20 protein-coding genes are annotated in these 21,351 nt (G+C 46.8%); 10 read left to right on the top strand and 10 right to left on the bottom strand.

Features of this window, described 5'->3' with window-relative positions; genetic code table 11:
- Window positions 1-158 precede the first annotated feature (158 nt).
- Both fbp and ppa read left to right on the top strand, forming a co-directional pair.
- The gene (gene fbp, locus AC3D28_RS13215) at window positions 159-1,175 is read left to right on the top strand and encodes a class 1 fructose-bisphosphatase (protein WP_098416634.1); all 1,017 of its coding nucleotides are present in this window, start codon (window positions 159-161) and stop codon (window positions 1,173-1,175) included.
- Window positions 1,176-1,292: 117 nt separating this feature from the next.
- A complete protein-coding gene (ppa, locus tag AC3D28_RS13210; protein ID WP_098416635.1) occupies window positions 1,293-1,823 on the top strand; it encodes an inorganic diphosphatase in 531 nt (176 codons plus the stop codon).
- 74 nt (window positions 1,824-1,897) lie between these two features.
- Here the strand turns inward: ppa and AC3D28_RS13205 are convergent, their stop codons facing one another.
- From AC3D28_RS13205 to tamA, 4 genes are read right to left on the bottom strand one after another with little or no spacing between them, the layout of a single operon-like run.
- Complete coding sequence (locus AC3D28_RS13205) at window positions 1,898-2,263, bottom strand: DUF2799 domain-containing protein (protein ID WP_488535019.1); 366 nt, start codon at window positions 2,261-2,263, stop codon at window positions 1,898-1,900.
- Between the two features lie 49 nt (window positions 2,264-2,312).
- Window positions 2,313-2,660: a gamma-glutamylcyclotransferase family protein gene (locus AC3D28_RS13200; RefSeq protein ID WP_098416637.1), complete on the bottom strand. Its 348-nt coding sequence runs from the start codon at window positions 2,658-2,660 to the stop codon at window positions 2,313-2,315.
- Between the two features lie 32 nt (window positions 2,661-2,692).
- On the bottom strand, window positions 2,693-6,457 hold the full coding sequence (gene tamB, locus AC3D28_RS13195; protein ID WP_488535018.1) for an autotransporter assembly complex protein TamB: 3,765 nt from the start codon (window positions 6,455-6,457) through the stop codon (window positions 2,693-2,695).
- Entirely contained in the window at window positions 6,454-8,166 is a 1,713-nt protein-coding gene (tamA, locus tag AC3D28_RS13190) for an autotransporter assembly complex protein TamA (protein WP_488535017.1), read from the bottom strand. Before tamA ends, tamB begins: the two co-directional genes overlap by 4 nt.
- Before the next feature lie 179 nt (window positions 8,167-8,345).
- On the opposite strand from tamA, the gene msrA reads away from it, so the two are divergent.
- Entirely contained in the window at window positions 8,346-8,984 is a 639-nt protein-coding gene (gene msrA, locus AC3D28_RS13185) for a peptide-methionine (S)-S-oxide reductase MsrA (RefSeq protein WP_488535016.1), read from the top strand.
- Between the two features lie 86 nt (window positions 8,985-9,070).
- Here the strand turns inward: msrA and AC3D28_RS13180 are convergent, their stop codons facing one another.
- The gene (locus tag AC3D28_RS13180) at window positions 9,071-9,271 is read right to left on the bottom strand and encodes a DUF1107 family protein (RefSeq protein WP_098416641.1); all 201 of its coding nucleotides are present in this window, start codon (window positions 9,269-9,271) and stop codon (window positions 9,071-9,073) included.
- Window positions 9,272-9,495: 224 nt separating this feature from the next.
- Here AC3D28_RS13180 and AC3D28_RS13175 point away from each other — a divergent pair, with 224 nt between their 5' ends.
- From AC3D28_RS13175 to AC3D28_RS13145, 7 genes are all read left to right on the top strand, one after another.
- Window positions 9,496-10,047, top strand: a complete 552-nt coding sequence (locus AC3D28_RS13175) for a YtfJ family protein (RefSeq protein WP_488535015.1) — start codon at window positions 9,496-9,498, stop codon at window positions 10,045-10,047.
- Between the two features lie 186 nt (window positions 10,048-10,233).
- Window positions 10,234-10,533 (top strand): DUF2607 family protein, encoded by a 300-nt coding sequence (locus AC3D28_RS13170; RefSeq protein ID WP_098416643.1) that lies wholly within the window; start codon window positions 10,234-10,236, stop codon window positions 10,531-10,533.
- A 137-nt stretch (window positions 10,534-10,670) separates the two neighbouring features.
- The gene (zrgA, locus tag AC3D28_RS13165) at window positions 10,671-11,309 is read left to right on the top strand and encodes a zinc uptake protein ZrgA (RefSeq protein ID WP_488535014.1); all 639 of its coding nucleotides are present in this window, start codon (window positions 10,671-10,673) and stop codon (window positions 11,307-11,309) included.
- A gap of 52 nt (window positions 11,310-11,361) precedes the next feature.
- On the top strand, window positions 11,362-12,090 hold the full coding sequence (locus AC3D28_RS13160) for an ABC transporter ATP-binding protein (protein WP_488535013.1): 729 nt from the start codon (window positions 11,362-11,364) through the stop codon (window positions 12,088-12,090).
- Entirely contained in the window at window positions 12,087-13,346 is a 1,260-nt protein-coding gene (locus AC3D28_RS13155) for an ABC transporter permease (RefSeq protein WP_488535012.1), read from the top strand. The genes AC3D28_RS13160 and AC3D28_RS13155 overlap by 4 nt, the downstream gene beginning before the upstream one ends.
- 4 nt (window positions 13,347-13,350) lie before the next feature.
- Window positions 13,351-13,845, top strand: coding sequence for a DUF3299 domain-containing protein (locus AC3D28_RS13150; protein WP_098416647.1), 495 nt, complete (start codon window positions 13,351-13,353; stop codon window positions 13,843-13,845).
- Window positions 13,846-14,173: 328 nt separating this feature from the next.
- A complete protein-coding gene (locus AC3D28_RS13145) occupies window positions 14,174-15,079 on the top strand; it encodes a TIGR03899 family protein (RefSeq protein ID WP_488535011.1) in 906 nt (301 codons plus the stop codon).
- A 93-nt stretch (window positions 15,080-15,172) separates the two neighbouring features.
- On the opposite strand, the gene cysC is transcribed toward AC3D28_RS13145, so the two are convergent.
- The 5 genes from cysC to cobA form a co-directional block, all read right to left on the bottom strand.
- The gene (gene cysC, locus AC3D28_RS13140) at window positions 15,173-15,787 is read right to left on the bottom strand and encodes an adenylyl-sulfate kinase (RefSeq protein ID WP_488535010.1); all 615 of its coding nucleotides are present in this window, start codon (window positions 15,785-15,787) and stop codon (window positions 15,173-15,175) included.
- A gap of 24 nt (window positions 15,788-15,811) precedes the next feature.
- Entirely contained in the window at window positions 15,812-17,536 is a 1,725-nt protein-coding gene (locus AC3D28_RS13135) for an SLC13 family permease (RefSeq protein WP_488535009.1), read from the bottom strand.
- Between the two features lie 252 nt (window positions 17,537-17,788).
- Window positions 17,789-19,219, bottom strand: a complete 1,431-nt coding sequence (cysN, locus tag AC3D28_RS13130; protein WP_488535008.1) for a sulfate adenylyltransferase subunit CysN — start codon at window positions 19,217-19,219, stop codon at window positions 17,789-17,791.
- Window positions 19,220-19,237: 18 nt separating this feature from the next.
- Window positions 19,238-20,146, bottom strand: a complete 909-nt coding sequence (gene cysD, locus AC3D28_RS13125) for a sulfate adenylyltransferase subunit CysD (RefSeq protein ID WP_098416652.1) — start codon at window positions 20,144-20,146, stop codon at window positions 19,238-19,240.
- Between the two features lie 59 nt (window positions 20,147-20,205).
- On the bottom strand, window positions 20,206-21,081 hold the full coding sequence (gene cobA / locus AC3D28_RS13120; protein ID WP_488535007.1) for a uroporphyrinogen-III C-methyltransferase: 876 nt from the start codon (window positions 21,079-21,081) through the stop codon (window positions 20,206-20,208).
- Window positions 21,082-21,351 lie beyond the last annotated feature (270 nt).

Here is a 21,351-nt window from a genome sequence, read left to right as displayed (position 1 = left end):
ACCTAAGTAGACAAATAAATTGAGATCTCAAACAGTTACTTCATTACCATTAAAAAGATCTGCGACTTAAACTTACATCTGGCGCAATCGTTTAACATCCAGTAAGAGATGCCCCTTTGCGCACTACCCCCAATGAAATGAAAATGTAAGGATTAACCATGTCAGGACTGCGCACCCTAGGCGAGTTCATTGTCGAAAAACAAGCGGATTTCCCCCACGCTAGCGGTGATCTCTCATCCCTTTTAGCCTCCATTCGTTTAGCTGCCAAAATCGTTAACCGCGAAATTAACGCAGCCGGTCTTGGTGATATCACCGGGGCTGTCGGAACAGAAAATGTCCAAGGTGAAGATCAGCAAAAACTCGACGTTTATGCGAACGATAAATTTAAAGCCGCGCTTGAAGCTCGTGACCAAGTGTGTGGCGTTGCCAGTGAAGAAGAAGACGAAGCGGTTGCCTTCAATAAAGCGCTCAACCAAAATGCAAAATACGTCGTATTAATGGACCCACTTGATGGTTCTTCTAACATCGATGTGAACGTCTCTGTTGGTACTATCTTTTCGATCTATCGTCGTGTCTCTCCGATTGGCACACCAGCCACCGAAGAAGACTTCCTACAACCTGGGCATAAACAAGTGGCGGCAGGTTATGTGATTTACGGATCCTCAACCATGCTGGTTTACACCACAGGTAACGGTGTGAATGGCTTCACTTACGATCCTTCCATTGGCAGCTTCTGCTTGTCACATGAAAACATGATGATTCCAGAAGAAGGTAAGATTTATTCGATCAATGAAGGCAATTACATTCGCTTCCCACTCGGTGTGAAGAAATACATCAAACACTGCCAAGAGAGTGTGCCAGAAGACGGTCGCCCCTATACCTCGCGCTACATTGGTTCATTGGTTGCAGACTTCCACCGTAATCTACTAAAAGGCGGCATCTACCTTTACCCAAGCACACAAAGCCATCCGCAAGGTAAACTTCGTCTGCTTTATGAATGCAATCCAATGGCATTCCTAATCGAGCAAGCGGGCGGTATTGCATCAGACGGTGTGAATCGCATTATGGATATCAAACCAACAGAACTGCACCAGCGTGTGCCTTTCTTTGTCGGTTCGAAAAACATGGTTCGTAAAGTCGAAGAGTTCCTTGAGCTGCATCGCGACGAAGAATAGTGTCCAACGCGGCGGGTATTTACCTGCTGCGTTTTTGTCGCTAGAGTGAAATGCGAATCTATCATCAGATGAGGCCATTCTTTTGTGCACTCATCCTCAATGAAAAGGAATATTCAAATGAGCCTAAACCATGTGCCAGCAGGTAAATCGCTACCTGACGATATCTACGTCGTTATCGAAATTCCTGCAAATGCCGATCCAATCAAATACGAAGTAGATAAAGACTCCGGTGCGGTATTTGTCGACCGTTTCATGTCGGCACCTATGTTTTACCCATGTAATTATGGCTATGTGAATCACACACTCTCTCTCGACGGTGATCCAGTCGACGTACTTGTTCCTACTCCATACCCACTCATGCCAGGTTCAGTGATTCGCTGCCGTCCGGTTGGCGTATTAAAAATGACGGATGAGTCCGGTGAAGATGCGAAAGTGGTTGCGGTTCCTCACTCAAAAATCTCGAAAGAGTACGAGCACATCCAAGATGTAAGCGATATCCCTGAGTTACTCAAAGCACAAATCACGCACTTCTTTGAACGTTATAAAGAGTTAGAATCCGGTAAGTGGGTGAAGGTGGATGGCTGGGCAGATGTTGCCGCCGCTAAAGCTGAGATCTTAGAATCTTACGAGCGCGCTCAACGTAAATAAGCGTCGCTGCTGATACAACATTAAAAAGAGCGGCTTTAGGGCCGCTCTTTTGTTTTTCATCTTATGTAAATCAACTAGATAGACGCGCCTGCAGAGGACATTCGTCCAGCATCATAGTCATGCTGAAAGAAAGGGTCTACGTCATCACAAATACCAAAGTATGGACGCCCGATGACACCGAGCATATACGCACTTTGCTCGCAATACTCTTGCTTACCTTGCTGGTAACCCGTTTGATACGCCATGATCAATTCAGGTGTGGCATGGCTTGCATTACCATCAAGTGCGGCAATACGCTCGCCAGATAAAGCTCGAAGTCCATCTAAAGCGGACTGCTTACCAAACGCTTGCCAATCTACAACACTGCTCGATGTCGGTAGTGTTGTTTGCGCACAGGCAACAAGAAGCAACGCCATTGCGCCAATTACGAATGCCCTCATCGTAACTCCTTAGTGATCAGCTCGTCGCTATTCATAATGTCAGTATAGCTCACACCTTTTGACACCAATCTCCAGAGGCGATTTCTTCGGTCATTTGCTTGGTACCTTGATACAAGTAGAGCCAAGCTTGGCCAAACGGGGTCATGATACTCTCACGACGATACTCTACTGGCACATCTTCCAACTTATCTAGCTCAGCCAAGGTTTCATCATCAATTAGATACACCTCACCTTGAATCGAGCGTTGCCCAACAGACAATGCCGGATAAGGGCCTAAATCATATAATGCGAACTGAGCATCCGTTTCATGTTGACCAAGAAACTGAGCCGAGCTCAGAAAGTGATGATTACACTCCCCTTGACGTAATGTTCCATATACAAAAACTAAATGCTGCATAACTACTCCTTAGTTATGGCCTTTTATGTGCTTTAATCAAACTCGAATTGATAGAGTAGGTCAACGGCACTATCAACACCAGAAACGGCCTCTAAATAAAGATCTTGCATCAGTCGATAACGCACCGTGAACTCACCCAACGAGTTAAAAATACCGACGCCATATCTCACTTGTAAGCCCGGCAGTATGTAACCGCTCACGGTGACTTGAGAATCATCACCTGAGCCTGCCGTGTCCAGTTGCAAGTCTTGAACGCCAAAGGCTGCGCCGATTTCTCCAACCACACGGCCACTCTTCGCCAAGCTTAAGCCGATTAATGTGGTGGTCATGGCATTGCCACCCGCTTCACCATCAATGTCTTGACCGCGTAATAAGTAAGATAGTGCATTCGCTTGAGGCATCGCTGGCTCGGAAAAAATCTCCACACTTGGCTCAGATGCCGGACCGGTGACACGCACCCCTGCAATCACGTCATCTTGGGTATTGTCAGGGTTTCGAATCGCCTTGATAGAAACATAAGGCTGATCCGCAGGACCATTCATCAAGATCTTCCCCTCTTCGATCAACAAGTCCTGACCAAATGAGCGATAAGAACCATCAACGATATTTACCTCACCAACGATAAACGGTCCTTTGTCTTTCTGAGTTACATTAAGGTTACCTTTCAAGCCACCTTTCAGACCAAAAGCCACCAGCTTAAAATCATCACCAATTTTGATATTGATGTCGGTTTCTACGTCAAGTGGCATCGGTGCGACATCATCCACTGGTTGTAAATTCTTATCCAAAATCACCGTATCGCTTGAGACGCCAACCGCACTTGGTGGTAGCTCTTCAACCACAATTCGTCCCCAAGGCAGATTAATATTCCCTTCGACCCTAGCAAGCTGCGGTGTGACATCAATGGTCATGTCTGGTTCAACTTTGACTTGGATCATTGGGGGTATATCGACCTTAAGCTCTTGCGCAAACACGCGTGCTTTGGTGTGCCAGTTTTGTAAATCCTGCCAATCTGCCTCACCCGTGATTTCCAATTTGCCATCTGGCGTCATGATCCCGGCATCGAGGTCGGCTTGGTGACCGTTAAAGCTGATCGCGACCTGACCGGAGTTAATGTCGATTGGCGTCACTTCCCCTTGCAATTTCATTTGGTCAATCAAGAACTGACCGTTGACCTTAGGGTGCATAACATCACCAGAGATCGTCAGATCCGTATTCATGTTGGCTTTGAACAGGCTGTATTCACCAATTAATGGCGCTAAGAAATCCAGATGGAACGTCGACAGTGACACCTTACCGTCGATCATTGGCTGTTCAGACGTCACATCAATTAACGAAACCTGACCAGATAAGTCACCGTTATCTTCGACATCCAGTCGCCACTTTGCATCCAACTTGTCTTGCGCCAACACAGCGTTGACACTAAAGCTTTCCCAACCCACTTTAATCGGTTGTTCTAATGCTTGCTCAACCTGACCTTTTGCCATATCGATATTTATCGTGACTTCAGGCTTCTTCTCAGGCGCCCATTTAGCGCTAGCTTGCGCATTGGCAGTCCCTTGCAGATTGGTTTCTGGTGGTAAAAATAGCTTAATTTGCTCAAAGTCAAAGTTATTGACCGCGAGTTTCGCCTCACCGCTTTGTCCCACACTAATATCTTCGGTCAAACAAACACTCGAATTGGCTTGCAGCCAACAATGTGCTTGGATATCGGCAATTTGTTTCTCAATGTTGACTTTAACCGCCGTCGATTTTTGTAATGTCCATGGGCCTTGCGGTGTACTCATTGCCAGACGACGCAACGCACCATCCCAGATCATTTGCGGCTTGTGTTGAAACGTCCCTTCAATTTCTAAACTGGTTGAAACTATGTCCGACACCACATCTAGCGTCAGTTGGTGCAGTTTTTCATCCCCAGAGACTTCAAGATCGGCGCGATCCACTTTAATGTCATCGTAGGTAATGTTGTTCGCAATGAGGCTTAAGTTCGCTTTCGGTGCTGGCAGAGGCGTCACACTCCCCTTCAAGGTTATGTTTTCGACGTTCGCTTGCTGTTGCCAGTTCACTTGATTTAGCGCTAGGTCTAATTTGATGTCTGGCTCTTTCAAGCTACCACGCAGCGCCACGTTACCTTTCATTCTACCCGCCAGCTCAGGCACACTTTTCGAAAAGTCAGGGAAGTTAACCTCAACATCCATTAATACCTGCTTATCAATCTTACCCTTGGCACTCAATTGGTTAGGGCCATGAGAAAGCGCTAAACCTTGCGTGGTAAGCTGAATGTCTTCACCTTTGCCATTCTTATCAGACGCTTCCAGTTGGCCTTCAATATTGAGCGGATAACCGCGCAAAATGCCATCGATATCTAACTTAGGTAAACTGACTTGCCAACCGCCTTGTTCTGTTAAAGAACCTGAAGTCGAGAGGCTGCCACTGATATCCCCTTCAGCGTCTTCCCACTGCAACCCCGGTTGAATATGTTGCAGTTCCAGATCCGCTCGCCAGTTAATCGGCACCGCCCAATTCGCCATCACGTGACCGGACACCTCACCACCAAGCGTTTTCACGACAATACTTTCCAGATCGATTTGCTCTAAGCTCCCTTTACCGTTCAACGCAACATCCACGGCAGGAATATCTTTACCTGAAGCTTGGGTTTCTAGTGCCACGGTGTATCCGTCTAGGGAGCCTTTTGCAGATAAACTTGGTACCGATACCTGATAATCACTTTGACCGATTAACGGCCATTGCGCTTGTACATTTTTGATTGCAACATCAAAGGGTAACTGCGCTTTCAGGGGCTGAAGTTCACCTTTGATCTCCGCTTCGACAAGATCCGATAAGGTTGCATTAAGCGATAAGTCGCCAACCGAACCCGTCGCCGATAACGAGAGTTTTTGTCCTTTCATGTCGGCTTGCTTCACCAGCGCATCGAGCTGTGCTTTGATAGGGTAATCGGCAGAAAGCGTCACTTGTGTGCTTAACTTGCCTTCTACTTCCGGCATGTCGAGCTCTAATGTTTTCACATCAACACGGTCGCCCCCCGCTTTCGCTACAACACCAAGGTGGTGAACGATCACCGGCTTCTCACCTGCAAGCTTAAAGTTATGAATATCGAGGCGTCTCGCGTCCACGGTGAGTGGAATCCATACCTCAGGTAACACAATATCTTGCGGCGGAGCATCGGCTTCTTTCGGCTCGTCGGTGGCCGCTTCAGGTTCAGCTTCACTCGGAGCCAATGCGACATTGATATCTCTTAATGCCGTCGGCGCAATCACCACACGGTCGCCTTGCATAGAAAGCCCGGTAGAGAAATCTTGCCAATCAATTTGGTTGCCCAAAATGTTTAAGTTTATGTCATCAAAACTAACTTTATTAACAAAAATAGGGACTGGTGTACTGACTGTACGTAATGGCGGAGTCTCCTCTGGCTCTTCGCCTGCCGGAGGGAGCTCTGGCATCTGAAAGTTAACACCTTGCAGGGCTAGCTCATCGACACAGACTTTAGGATCAAAGAAACAACGGAAGTTAACCGCTAACGCTAAACGATCGACTTTTGCGTCGACGTTCAAAGATTCGTCGACAAAACTGATGTTCTGTAGCTCAAAACGAGGAAATAATGAGCCCTGAACTTTCTCTATCTGTAGTTGCGGTAAAGCCTTTTCTGCTCCCCACAACGCGAGCTTAAGACCAGGGTGAGTAAATAGCACTGTCGCAACAAAAATGATGAGCAACAGCAATAGACCAATCAAACTCAGCGACAGCCATTTGGTCCACTTAAACATCATTTTCATCATAACTCAGGTCCCAACGAGAAATGGATGCGGAATTCTCTTTTTGGTTTTTCATCCAGTCCCCAGGCAAAATCAAAACTAACCGGCCCGACAGGAGACGCCCAACGAATGCCAACCCCGGCCCCCGCTTTCCATTCAGGTGTTTGATTAAATGCATCACCAATGTCATAGAAGGTCGCGGCCCACCAGTTACCATGCACGCGATATTGGTATTCCAACGTGCTGCTGACGATGTATTTACCCCCCGTCAATGCACCACTCTCATCAACAGGTGAGATAGATTCATAACCGTAACCACGAATATTGCTATCACCACCAGCAAAGAAACGTAATGACGGAGAGAGTTTTTCAAACTCGTCAGTGATGTTCGCCCCACCTTCCACGCGGAATAAACCACGATGATTTTCGCCAATCCCGCGGATCCATGACGACTGCCCTAACAGGCGCAATACTCGCGTCTCTGATAACAAAGCAGGATCACCATACTCGATCGTTACGCTTTGCTTGTCTCCCCACATAGGCATACTACCTCCACGAACACGAGTACGTGAAAATGTCGCCCCAGGAAGAAAGAAATTCACGCCATCGTCTTGTAGACCCTGTGAGTAATTCTCATATAAATGACGCAAATAAACGGTTTTGTGCCAGCCAACATCCGTCAACCAATGTCGCTCAACCGCTAAGTTCGACTCCAAACTCTCGGTATCTCGGTTATCTAGATGCTTCAAACCAAATTGCAGTTGGTAATATTCACGTAAGGCATCATCAAGTGGAATTTTGTAGCCTGCCGTAATGGTTTGCTCTGGTTTAGACAACGACAACGCGGTATTAAAGCTATGACCGCGAGAACTGACCCACGGTTTTTTCCACTTTAAAGTGCCACGTACACCAGTATCGGTTGAGTAACCAATACCCGTTTCTATCTGGTTTTTCGGCGCAGGTGCCAAAGAGACTTTAATTGGTAATTCACGGCCTTCATCTAACTTACTTAGGTCAGGCTCAACAAATACAGAAGAGAACCAATCGGTATTGGAAAGGTTTTGGTTGTACTCGCCGACGCCAGAAACGAGGTAAGGCTCTCCAGTTTCAAAGGGACGCATCGACTCGACACGATCTTCCCAAATCTGACTTCCCGTTATATTGATAGGCCCAAAGTGGTAGCGGATACCACTATCATAGTGCAAGCGCACGTTAGCCTCATAAAGATCAGGGATCACTTCAAGTTTGGTGAGTTTGTAATCCCCATTGAAATACCCACGTTGCAACGCCAGATTGCGAATGCCTGACTTGAGGCTATCGTACTCGCCTTGATTGAGTACTTCGCCAACTTTTAACGGAGAACGTTCAATAAGATTGGCAAACTCTTTATCGTCTTTTGCCTCACCCGTGATCACCACATCCATGACGGTCACTTTGACAGGTAAACCGGGGTTGATGTTAACGATCAGCTCATCATTCCCTTCGGGCATCGCGTATGAAATTTTTGCATGATAATACCCGAGCGCATTCAACGCTTCAGTGATACTTTGATCCAATCGCGCTTGGAAGCGCAGAGAAGTGGCGTAATCCTTCTCTGGAATCGACGATAAGTAAGCACTAACATTCTCTTCCAATGCGCCATCGATGCCTTTTAAGGTCAAAGAAACATCGGCGTAGGCACCATGGGAAAAGACAAGCAGGCCAACAATAGTGGAGAGAGCTTTTTTTATCATGCTTTCTTATCAAGCTTTTTTAGCTGAATGAGGTTAAATAAACGTAAACAATAATAACGCCAATTAAAGGCTAAGTCTGTAGTATTAATAGCCTTACCACGCTCTACGTATCACAACATAAGATACAGACGAAGTGAAAAAGCTCGCAAACTTAAGACACGTATTAAAGGACAGATACCATGCTTAACAAACAGATATTGATCAGTATAGAAGATGCACTGCCCGGTAGAGAACAACCAATACAAATTGACGACCATCATTTTGTCAATCAATCCAGATTAACGGCGCCATTACAGCCTCATCAGCAACAAATTTTGCTTGGCATGGGCTGTTTTTGGGGAGCAGAACGCGTATTTTGGCAACAAGATGGCGTGATCTCAACTTCTGTTGGCTATGCCGGTGGCCACACGCCAAACCCAACGTATGAAGAAGTGTGTACTGGCAAAACTGGCCATACCGAAGTGGTGCGAGTTGTCTTTGATGAACGCGTCATTTCACTCAAAAAACTACTGACTGTCTTTTGGGAGAGACACGACCCAACTCAAGGGATGCGTCAAGGTAACGATTTAGGCACACAGTACCGTTCTGCCATCTATACCTATTCTGCAGGGCAACAAGACATCGCAGAGCAGTCAAAGCTTCAGTATCAGCAAGCGTTACAAAAAGAGCAACGTTCAAACATAACCACAGAGGTACAACCCGCAGGGCCATACTACTTTGCCGAAACATACCACCAGCAATACCTTGCCAAGAACCCTAATGGCTATTGTGGTATCGGGGGGACAGGAGTGTGCTTCCCACCTAACTTGCCAAGTTAGCCATGCCTAACTGAAACGAAAAAGAGCGACCTGAGAGGTCGCTCTTTTTATAAAATCGAAATCTAAATGCAAAATTGAGTGAAAGATTAAACTGGCAATGCGGCAATCACTTGGTTAACTTCTTTAAAAATACTAAGCCTTTTATGATCGTTGACATCAGGCAGCAAAACTTTGCCATTATCAAACTGAAAGCACCCCACCCCAGCGATAAAAAATTGCCCTTTAAATAATCTTTTCACGAATCGCGCCACTTGCTGTGGTCGGTATATAGCAAACTCACGTAGCATAACTCACCTCAACTCCCTTTGAGAAAACACTGATTGCTTTATCCTGCAATCTTCATACGCACAATCTTTATACGCAATTTACGACGACGATATTTTAGCAAATTCTACACATAACGCAATGTTACATCACTGCGTACGTTAAATAAATGTTACCTGTAGTTCTACAAATTTCTCATCTCTGGCTATATACTGAAAAACTTCTACCCCATACGGAATATAACAATATGAAAACTAGGACTCTCCTCTCTCTGCTGCTGGGACTAATGCCAAGCCTTGCGTTTGCTCATAACCTATCCATTGGTGAAACGGTGCCACCGGTGAAAGTGGGCGCTTATGGCGAAATTGTTTTACAAGGCGAAGGCGTCGCGTACCAAACGTGGGCGACTCAACATATGCAAGGTAAAATTCATGTGATTCAGGCGATTGCTGGGCGCAGTAGCGCAAAAGAAATGAACGCCCCTTTAATGTCTGCCATTACCACAGCTCAGTTCCCAGAAGAGAATTACCAAACGACCACGATCATCAACCAAGATGATGCAATTTGGGGAACAGGCTCGTTCGTAAAGTCTTCGGCACAGGACAGCAAAAAAGAGTTCCCTTGGTCATCTATGGTTCTTGATGAAAACGGTTTAGTTGCCGCCGCTTGGGCTCTTAAAGAAGAAAGCTCGGCGATTATCGTTCAAGACAAGCAAGGCAAAGTACTGTTTGTTAAAGAAGGCGCGCTCGAGCAAGAGGACATTACAAAAGTGCTCGAACTTATCAAGCAGAACATCTAACCCGTGCGTTTGGCTTCTAACCTGATTGGCGGTAAGGTAAGAAGTCATCTCACCAACAGACTGTAAGATGAGATCTGGTCATATCGACGGTATTGACCTCAATGTTCCTGCGAACGAACAAAAGAGTGAACTTTTACTAATAATGGATGTTATATTATAACAATTGGTAAGGTTTCAGGCTCTAAGATGCATCATTCCCAACAAAAGACACTAAAACACTGGCATCGCACTGTTTTGTTTTTCAGTGTCGCATTGCTGATCGCTTGGAATTTTGCGGCCATCCTTCATCAGATTGATATTACTCCCGAACACCACACCCACCATCATTGCCAACTGTTTTCTGGTGTTCAGCACGGCCTAGTCAAGGCTCAGTCGGTCATCACGCCACTCACTTATACTCGTGTCCGATACCATGATACGGCCGAAGGCTGCCTTTATATTGAAGCCGTGCCTTGCTCCGCCCGCGCACCACCTTCTTTTGCTTAATCGTCAAACTCCCCCACACTCAACATAATGTCTGTTATTTCGGCCCCCTTGCGTGCCGACCCATGACGTCATTGTTACGTTTTAACCTAAGCCCATATCGTTCAGGTTAATGTAAGCAAAATTAGGAAAATACCACTATGCCATCTACTACACATGTTTTAGCTTTTGTTATCGGCTTATCTTTATCTACGGCGGCGAATACAGAAGAGTACCGTCAACACGGTGCCCACGTTCACAGCCACGTCGAGTTTAATATCGCCCAAGACGGTAAAGATTTATTAGTAGAAATTACCGCGCCCGGAGCCGACGTCGTGGGTTTCGAGCATGCACCTAAAAATGCGCAGCAAGAGCAAGCACTGAAACAGGCCATAACCACATTGGAAGACAGCCACACGTTGTTGACCCTCAACGAACAGGCGAGTTGTGATATTGAAGAAGTCCATGTCGCGCATAATCTTGGTGGCGCACATGGGGGGCATGATCATAGCGAGCACGACCATGATGACCATGCAAATCACGATCATGAACACCATGATCACCACAATGAACATGACGGTCACGATGCTCACCGTGAGGAGCATGAAAATGGCGGACATGGTGAGTTTTCGGTGCAATATCGCTTCAGCTGTGACCAAGTTAACCAACTCAGTCACATTCAAACCGACTGGTTTAATCAATTTCTAACGACTGAGTCAGTCAACGTCAATATATTCACGGACACCATGCAATCAGCCATCAAACTGAGCAAAGATAACTCCCAAATCGTAATCAAATAACACGAGTGGCGTGTAAGTACACACTTACACGCCAAAGCTTTGGTGATTTAGTATGACTAGAACCACGTCAAACGTTGTTGAACTGAATGATGCCCAGTTTACCTGGCCCGGCTCAACACACGCGACCATCCACATTCCACAGTTACACATTGCGCAAGGTGAGCATGTTTTTATCAAAGGTCCAAGTGGTTGTGGTAAATCCACCCTGCTCGCCCTACTCACTGGTATCAACACCTTAACGTCTGGCTCTCTCTCTGTTTTAGAGACAGATCTCGCCCGCCTAGGTGCAAGCGAGAGAGATAAATTTCGAGCCGATCACATTGGCTATATATTCCAACAATTCAATTTATTGCCTTACCTGAACGTTGTTGAAAACGTAGTCCTGCCTTGTCAATTTAGCCAAATAAAACACGATCGCGTTACTTCAAAAACGCCATCTAAGACGTTAGAAGAGCAGGCTCAAGTGTTGTTAGAGCGGCTCCATTTGCCGATCGGGCTTCATACTCGCCCTGTATCAGAGCTGAGTATTGGTCAGCAACAACGTGTTGCCGCAGCGCGAGCGCTGATTGGGCATCCGGAGTTAGTAATCGCTGACGAACCAACATCAGCCCTAGACCACGATAACCGCAAGGCCTTTCTCGAACTACTCATGGAACAAACAAACCAAGCTAACGCGACACTGGTGTTTGTCAGCCACGATCCAACACTCGAGTCTATGTTTGACCGTACTCTCAACCTGCCAGACATTAATCAAGCGACCAACCTAGGAGCCGCATCATGAGCGCTGTTATAAAGCTCGCTTGGAAGAGCTTGATGAACCGTAAAGCCACTGCCATTTTAACCATCATGACGGTGGCAATTTCGGTGGTACTTCTATTAGGTGTCGAGCGCATTCGAACCCAAGCCAAAGATAGCTTCGCCAATACCATTTCCGGCACCGACCTCATCATTGGCGGGCGCTCTGGGCAGGTGAACTTACTGCTCTATTCTGTGTTTCGGATTGGCAATGCCACCAACAACATTGACTGGAAGAGCTACCAAGAGTTTGCCAATCATCGAGCAGTAGATTGGGCGATTCCAATCTCACTTGGCGACTCGCACAAAGGCTTCCGAGTCATGGGCACCAATCACAGCTATTTTGCACACTATCGATATGGAAGTAAGCAACCACTCACCACCAATGAAGGCAGAAAATTCAATGGTTTATTTGAAACCGTACTCGGCTCTGACGTTGCGAAGCAGCTGGGGTATCACATTGGTAGTGAAATCATCATTGCTCACGGCATCAGTGATGTTGGTTTTAGCCGTCACGATAATTTACCCTTCAACGTGGTTGGCATTTTGGCTCCCACTGGCACGCCAGTCGACAAAACGGTGCATGTATCACTAGAAGCCATCGAAGCCATCCACGTCGGATGGGAAAGCGGTGCACGTTTAGGCCCAACCCCCAAGGCACAAGACCTCAAAAACAGAGACTTTCAGCCCAAGCAAATTACCGCGATGCTGGTCGGTTTGAAATCTCGTATTCAGACTTTCGCCCTACAAAGGCAAATCAACACTTATCCCAAAGAACCGCTTAGCGCGATTATGCCCGGGGTTGCGTTGCATGAACTGTGGGGAATGATGTCGGTCGCCGAACAAACGTTGATGGTGGTGTCGGGCTTTGTGGTGATCGCAGGGTTGCTAGGCATGCTAAGCAGCCTTTTAACCAGTCTGCAAGAGCGCCGCCGAGAAATGGCGATTTTGCGCGCCATGGGGGCAAGACCTCGTCATGTGTTCTCATTATTAATTAGTGAAGCCAGCTTGCTGACTGCGGCTGGAATTGTCACAGGCGTAGTCAGTTTGTATGCCATTGTCGCTATCGTGCAACCCATTATTCAACAACACTACGGGATAACTGTCACTTTAAGCGTCTTATCGCCCTATGAATGGATACTATTAGCTTGCGTACAATGCGCTGGTATTGTGATTGGTTTCATCCCAGCTTTTCGCGCCTACCGACAGTCACTCAGTGACGGAATGACAATAAGGATTTAACAAGATGTGGAGAAAAATACTCGTTAGCGGCTTGCTCATCCTCGCATTTATTGCGCCTGTGGCAGCGAACGCCGCACCATTAAAACTCGATTGGATAGATCTTATCCCAGAAGCTGAACGCAAACTGTTCGACAGTGTCGGTATGCCAGACTCAAATCACAGTGGCGGTGCGGCCCAACAATCTAAGATCGGCAATGTTCGACCAGAGCTGAATGGTAGCCTAGTCAAAATCCCTGGCTTTGTGATCCCGCTTGAAGGCGACGCCAACACCGTGACTGAGTTCTTATTGGTGCCCTACTTTGGGGCGTGTATCCATGTTCCGCCACCACCGCCGAACCAGATCATTTATGTGAAATTCCCGAAAGGCGCACCAATTCAGGAATTGTGGGATGTCATTTATGTAGTTGGGAAACTCAAGACAGAGACGCTGAGCCATGAGTTAGCAGAAACAGCTTACATTATTGAGGGTTCGAAACTAGAAGCCTACGACGATATGTAGTGTCAGTCGTTGACAGTTCAGTACATCTAAGGCGTCGTATCGGCGCTTTTGGTCATTTGATGTCACACAATGTAGCGTGATAAGTACACCAATACGCCCACATAAAGAACCAAAAGAAACGCTATCGACAGGTGCTTTTTCAGTTTGCTTGCTTCCGAGAACTTCATCGCCCCTCCAAAATAGTGATAACAATTTTAACAACTTGTTATCATTTTGAACAGCCCTATTCGTTCAAAAACTGAGAACTCCTATCTGGTCGCTTCTTCAGATAAGGTGTAAATTGACACTAGCGAACATCGCCGCTCTTGGTAGGATGGTAGGAAAATTAATGGCAGAACCGACAAAGCAACCTGTTGTCATCGAACACCAGTCAAGCTCAGAAAAAAGCAGTCATCACGACAAGAAAAAAGGTTACATCAGAGACAGTGCTAGCCGGATTGAAAGTATTGCGCAAATCCATGGCCTCGATGCTTTGTTGCAAGTCGATCCCCCCGCCAAGCCTGCGCTTGAACGAGCGCAACTGCGCGAGCAAAGACGCCAAGAGCAAAGACAGAAAAATCTAGAGCACATTTTAAAACTGGCGCATGGCTCATGCCGAGATGAAATGGCCGGTGAGCCAGACCAAGACTGGTTGTACCGATTTTTTGAGATGGCTCAAGACATCCACAACAGTTCAATGCAAAAGCTGTGGGCTCAAGTGATGAAACGCGAAGTCACTAATCCGGGGTCAACGTCAATGAAAGCATTAAAGATCCTCAAAGACATGTCCCCCAAAGAAGCACAAACGCTACAAAGAGCCGCTGCGCTCGCATGCAGTTTTGGTGGTGACAACAGTAAAAAGTTACTGCTTGGTTATAAAGCACATGGTGGCATGTTTAGTTTTGGCAAACGCGATACTGCCAGTAGTTTAAACATGGGAAGCTTTCAACTGCCCTATTCGAGTTTGTTGGTCTTAATTGAAATCGGGCTACTGCATAGAACCGAGCTGGAATCTGGACAAATTGGTATCGAGACACCATTAGTCCTCACTTACCAAGGGAAGAATTTGTCACTGCACGTCAACAGCAAAGGGGTTCGCCTGTTATATTATCGTTTCACCCCGACGGGAAATGAACTTTGTACCTTGCTCGGCAATAAACCCAATTCTGAGTACTACGAGCAGATGATCGCGCTGTTAAATCAAAGATTTAGTGTTCATAGTGACGCGAACAACGCGGTACACCATACCGTGTAAGCTCAACTGAGAAGCTTTGGGCCACGAATGTTCCGAATGCTTCTCATGTAAAGCCATGACTTTTTGACCACCAATGATCCAAATGCAGAGTTATCAGATCACGCCACGCGACTGAAGTACTGCTAAGCACAAATCCACCAGCTCATCGACGCTCTTTTCGCCCGCTGGTAAGTCAATTTCCGGACTTTCAGGCGCTTGATATTCTGAGTCGATACCAGTGAAATTAAGGATTTCCCCCGCGCGTGCTTTTCGATACAAGCCTTTTGGATCGCGCCCTTCGCACACTGCCAAGGAAGCATTGACGAACACCTCGATGAACTCACCGTCTGGCAACAGATCGCGCACTAACTGGCGCTCAGCTCGGTGTGGTGAAATAAACGCCGACAACACTATGAGACCCGCATCTGCCATCAATTTAGCCAGTTCACCAATACGACGAATGTTCTCGCGACGATCTTGCAGTGAAAACCCCAAGTCACTGCATAAACCATGTCGCACATTGTCACCATCCAATAAGTACGTATGGAACCCTTGGGCAGCGAGGCGATTTTCCAGCGCCCCTGCTACGGTTGATTTACCCGCGCCAGATAAGCCGGTAAACCACAATACAGCAGGCTTTTGCTGCTTTAATTCAGCCCGACACTGTTTATCGACCGAATGCTGGTGCCAAACAATGTGTTCATCTTTTACCGTCGTCTCGGCAGTCATAACGTATCCTTGTAAATATCGGAATTAAAACGGGAAGAAGACCGGAATCAAAGTAAGTACTAATACAGAGTACACAATCGAAATCGGCACACCGATTCTCACATAGTCGGTCAATTTGTAATTGCCTACGCTGTACACCAGCAGGTTGGTTTGATAACCGTAGGGAGAAATAAAACTCGCACTGGCGCCAAACAAGACCGCCATGATGAATGGCATCGGATCAACGCCATAACCAACCGCCATGCTATAGCCGATAGGAAAAGAAAGCGCAGCCGCGGCATTGTTCGTCACCAGTTCAGTAAGAACTAATGTCATGATGTAAGTTGCGACCAAAGCGCCAAATACGCCCCAGCCATTGAACGCTTCAATAAATATCGCCCCCATCTTCTCGGACAACCCTGAGGAGATCATCAGTTGGGCGATGGATAAAGCGGAACCAACAATCACCACAATATCGAGGGGAAAACGGCGACGCAGTTCTGAGAATTGCACAATGCCAAACGCTATCAGCGCAATGATATACACGGCAAGACCTTTCATCATCGGCACCAGTTCCAACAATGCACCACCAATCACGGCCGCGAAACCAAATAGCACAATAAACGATTTGTGTGTATCTAGCCGCGCACTAGAATCCAACTCATGCACCAGAACAAACTCTTTACGTTGTGCTCGGCGCTCTGCTTCAAACCGCTTACCCGGCACCAAAACCAAGGTATCACCAGGTGCTAAGGTAATACTGCCTAAACCACCTTCCAAGCGTTCATGACCGCGGCGAATCGCCACCACCACGGAGTCAAATCTATCCCGAAAACGGCTCTCTTTGAGCGTTTTATAACAGAAACTGGCTGACGAACTGACCACAACTTCAATAAAGTTCTGTCCATTCAAATGCTGATGACCAAACAGCGTTAAGCCAGAGATTTCTTGCAGTGTGGCAACACTCTCAACATCACCACAAAACAGTAACCGGTCTTTCGCGTTAAGCACAAAATCTGGCCCCACGGAGGGCACGGTGACACCATCGCGCACCACTTCAGCGAGAAACAGTTTACGTAAAGCGCGTAAATTATTCTCGCTAACCGTCCGGCCAACCAACGATGATCCCGGCTCCACGCGAGATTCAAGAAAATACGGTAAGTCTTCCTGGCTGTGATCGTCGTAATTCGGTAATAAATAACTCAAGGGGATCAGGATCAACATCCCACCCGCCAGCACCGCTAAACCAATCATGGTCGGGGCAAAAAAGTTCAGACTCGGTAGCCCTGCATCTTCCACAAAACTGTTGATGATTAAATTGGTCGATGTCCCTATCAAGGTTAACGTCCCACCCAATATCGCGGCGTAAGAGAGTGGGATCAAAAGCTTTGACGGCGCATGCTTTTGATTACGTTTAATCGCGCCAATCAACGAGACCACCACGGCGGTGTTATTAGTAAATGAGGATAATAATGCCGTCGAGACGCCGAGTTTGGCAATCACACTGCCCAGATTCCCTTCAGAAATACTGCGGCTGACCCAACTGATCAGCAATGTTTTTTCTAAAGCGCACGATGCGAGGATCAACAACACTAACGTGAGTAATGAAGAGTTGGTAAAATTCGATGCGATGGTGGCGGAGTCCATCATCCCCGCCATAAATGCGATAAAGGCTGCCCCTGCAAAGACATAACTAGGCTTAATTTTCGTGACAAGCAAACAAGTGATAATGCCAAGCAATATCGCTAATACAAATCCTTGTTCCCACATAGCCTTTCCTTACCAAATAGCCCGAAAAAGGGCACAACAACGACTCGTTTAACGGCGATATACCGCAAAAAACGAGTAAACAGACAAAACGAACACAAGCGAAAAAAAACTCAGGCCCCTCGGTCTGCTTAGACTTCACCGAAACATTCTAATATTAGGAGAATGACCTCTTTGATTTCGCAGCTCAGTCAGGCTGCGACGCCCCAAGCACGAAAGATGATCGGCTCATGCTCTCGCACTTGGGCTGACCAATTATGCTTTCAGCAGCTGACTGACGTCTTGCGCTTCCCAATGGGGGAAGTGCTTACGCACAAGCGCATTAAGCTCTAGCTCAAACGCTGAAATATCCGTCAAATCGCGCTCTACCGCCGCAAGGCTTTCTTTCACCATGCCTGCACCAACCGTAACATTCGTCAGACGGTCGATAATGATGAAACCTCCGGTATCGGCACAATCTTGATAGTTGTCTAGCGCTACAGATTCATTGAGAGACCATTCACATAAGCCGATACCATTCAATGGCAGCTCTGCCGCGCTGTGGGTCGACAGATTGTTGATATCGTATTGATGACGAATCGACTCAACATGACCCACGGTCTTTTTGCCCGCGATTTTAATGTCGTAGTCACGACCGGGCTGCAACGGTTGCTCCGTCATCCACACCACATTGGCAAGCAGATGATTTGTAGTTTCCACTTGAGCATTATCCAGCACAATCAAATCGCCACGGCTAATATCGATCTCATCGCTGAGAGTTAGAGTCACCGCTAAACCAGCACGCGCTTTTTCGAGATCGCCATCAAACGTAACAATGCGCGCCACGGTTGACGTTTTACCCGATGGCAGCGCTGTGATTGCATCGCCCACTTTAATCGAGCCCGATGAAACCGTCCCCGCAAAACCACGAAAATCAAGGTTAGGACGGTTAACGTATTGCACAGGGAAGCGGAATTCACCCGCGCCTTTTTCTTGCTCCACATCGACCGTCTCAAGGAGTTCAAGCAACGACGGGCCTTCAAACCAACTCAGGTTTTGCCCTTTATCCACCACGTTGTCGCCTTCTAGCGCCGAAATCGGGATAATTTGAATATCAATATCCCCGGTTAGATTCTCAGAAAACTTAAGGTACTCATCGCGGATCTCTTCAAAGCGCTGTTGCGAGTAATCCACTAAATCCATCTTGTTGATCGCCACAACAAAGTGTTTCAAACCCAGTAGGTTGGAAATAAAAGAGTGACGGCGAGTTTGGTCAAGAATGCCTTTACGTGCATCGACTAAGATCACCGCTAAATCACACGTCGATGCGCCTGTTGCCATGTTACGCGTGTACTGCTCGTGCCCAGGAGTATCGGCGATGATGAACTTACGTTTCTGCGTCGAGAAATAACGGTAAGCCACATCAATCGTGATCCCCTGCTCGCGCTCGGCTTGTAAGCCATCTACCAGTAACGCAAGGTCAGGCTTTTCACCCGTAGTGCCCACACGTTGGCTGTCTGAATGCACTGCCGCTAGCTGATCTTCATAAATCTGTTTTGAGTCATGGAGTAAACGACCAATTAGTGTACTTTTACCGTCATCTACCGAGCCACAAGTCAAGAATCTAAGTAACGACTTGTACTGGTGTTGTGTTAAATAGCCTTCAATACCAAGCTCGGCTAATTGAGCTTCAACTGCACTGTTCATTCTCTTTCCTTAGATCCTTTAGAAGTAACCTTGACGTTTCTTAAGCTCCATCGATCCTGACTGATCGTGGTCGATCGCTCGACCTTGACGCTCACTCGACGTGGCCACCAACATCTCTTCGATAATGCCAGTCAAAGTGTTCGCTTCTGACTCGATAGCCCCAGTCAATGGATAACAACCCAGAGTACGGAAACGTACGCTCTTCTCTTCAATCACTTCACCCGGTTGAAGCGTCATGCGGTCATCATCAACCATGATCAACATGCCATTACGGTCAACAACAGGGCGTTTGTCAGCGAGATAAAGGGGAACAATTTCAATGCTTTCTAGATAGATGTATTGCCAGATATCCAGTTCAGTCCAATTTGACAGTGGGAATACACGAATACTTTCCCCTTTGTTCACTTGGCCGTTGTAAGTTTTCCACAGCTCTGGTCGTTGACTCTTAGGATCCCAAGTGTGGTTTTTATCGCGAAATGAATACACGCGCTCTTTCGCACGCGACTTTTCTTCATCACGACGCGCTCCCCCGAAGGCCGCATCAAAGCCGTATTTGTTCAATGCTTGCTTTAGACCTTGAGTTTTCATGATGTCGGTGTGCTTGGAAGAGCCATGAACAAATGGACTACAACCCATTGCTAGCCCTTCTGGGTTCTTATGTACCAAAAGCTCAAAACCATATTTTTCAGCCGTGCGGTCACGAAACTCAATCATCTCGCGGAACTTCCAATCGGTATCCACATGCAGCAGTGGAAATGGAATCTTACCCGGATAAAAAGCTTTACGCGCAAGGTGCAGCATCACTGATGAGTCTTTACCAATCGAATACATCATGACTGGGTTATCAAACTCAGCCGCAACTTCACGGATAATATGAATACTCTCCGCTTCGAGTTGTTTAAGGTGAGTTAAACGTTGTTGGTCCATGTTTTGTCTTTCCTTTTTAAGCTTGAAGCCGCGTTACGTCTCTGATCTTTGGGCTGAAATTATATGGCGTTGGCAATGACATTTTTGCTGCAATCCGTATTGGGTAAAAACCAATCTAGCTTTTGAGACAATCGCACCACTTCTCCGACAACAATCAACGATGGCGCCTTGGCTTCTTTCGATAAATCAGAGAGCTGGGATAGTTGTCCCGTCAATACTTTTTGTTGAATTTGGGTACCGCGCTCAATGATGGCAATCGGTGTCGATGTTGCGCGACCGTGCTTAATGAGTTGTTTCTGAATATAGTGTGATTTCATCAGGCCCATGTAGATCACTAAAGTCTGATTACCACGCGCCAGCGTTGACCAGTCCATCTCATCACTTGCTTCTTTTAAGTGGCCGGTGACAAAAATAGCCGATTGCGCATAATCACGATGCGTCAGCGGAATACCCGCATAGGCGGTTGCGCCAGCCGCCGCGGTAATACCCGGCACAACCTGAAAACGCACCCCCGCATCGGCGAGTACCTCGAGCTCCTCTCCACCCCGCCCAAACATAAATGGATCGCCGCCTTTAATTCGAACCACGCGATAGCCTTGTTTTGCGAAGTCGACTAAAAGCTGGTTGGTTTTCTCTTGTGGCACGCTGTGATGTCCAGCACGTTTGCCCACACAGACTAAAATCGTATCGCTTGGGATCAGCGCCATGATCTCCTCAGAGACCAGATAGTCGTACAAAACCACATCCGCTTGCTGTAGACAGTTGAGCGCTTTCAGCGTCAAAAGCTCAGGATCACCGGGCCCAGCCCCCACCAGCGCAACTTCACTCGGTTGTAGCGTTTGCTTGGCAAAACGTGTAACACCAGCCACTGGGTTATCAGCAACCAATCGAGGCTTTTGTTGAGGAAAAGAAGTGACTGAATCGTTTGTTGCCATGTGCTTGCTCATCATCCATTGATATTGTTGTGCAAGCATTATGGCGGGGCGTTTATATTACCTGAAATTCTAAAATTTCATTTTTTATTCAAAAATCTGCTAAGAATTTTTTGTTTGGTCTCATTCAAAAGCGTGAAAAAATCGGCGATTACGATGAATAAGGTTCTGTAAACTGATGGATGTTCACAGTTTATTGTTTCTTTATCATCAAGTTGCACTGCGTTTGCTACATTACGCGTACGACTTCCCTATCCCATTGAATTGGAGTAC

The organism is Vibrio sp. TAP-3B, assembly GCF_057784735.1.
Note: the sequence above shows the minus strand (reverse complement) of the source record. Positions and strands in the feature narration are given on the sequence as shown.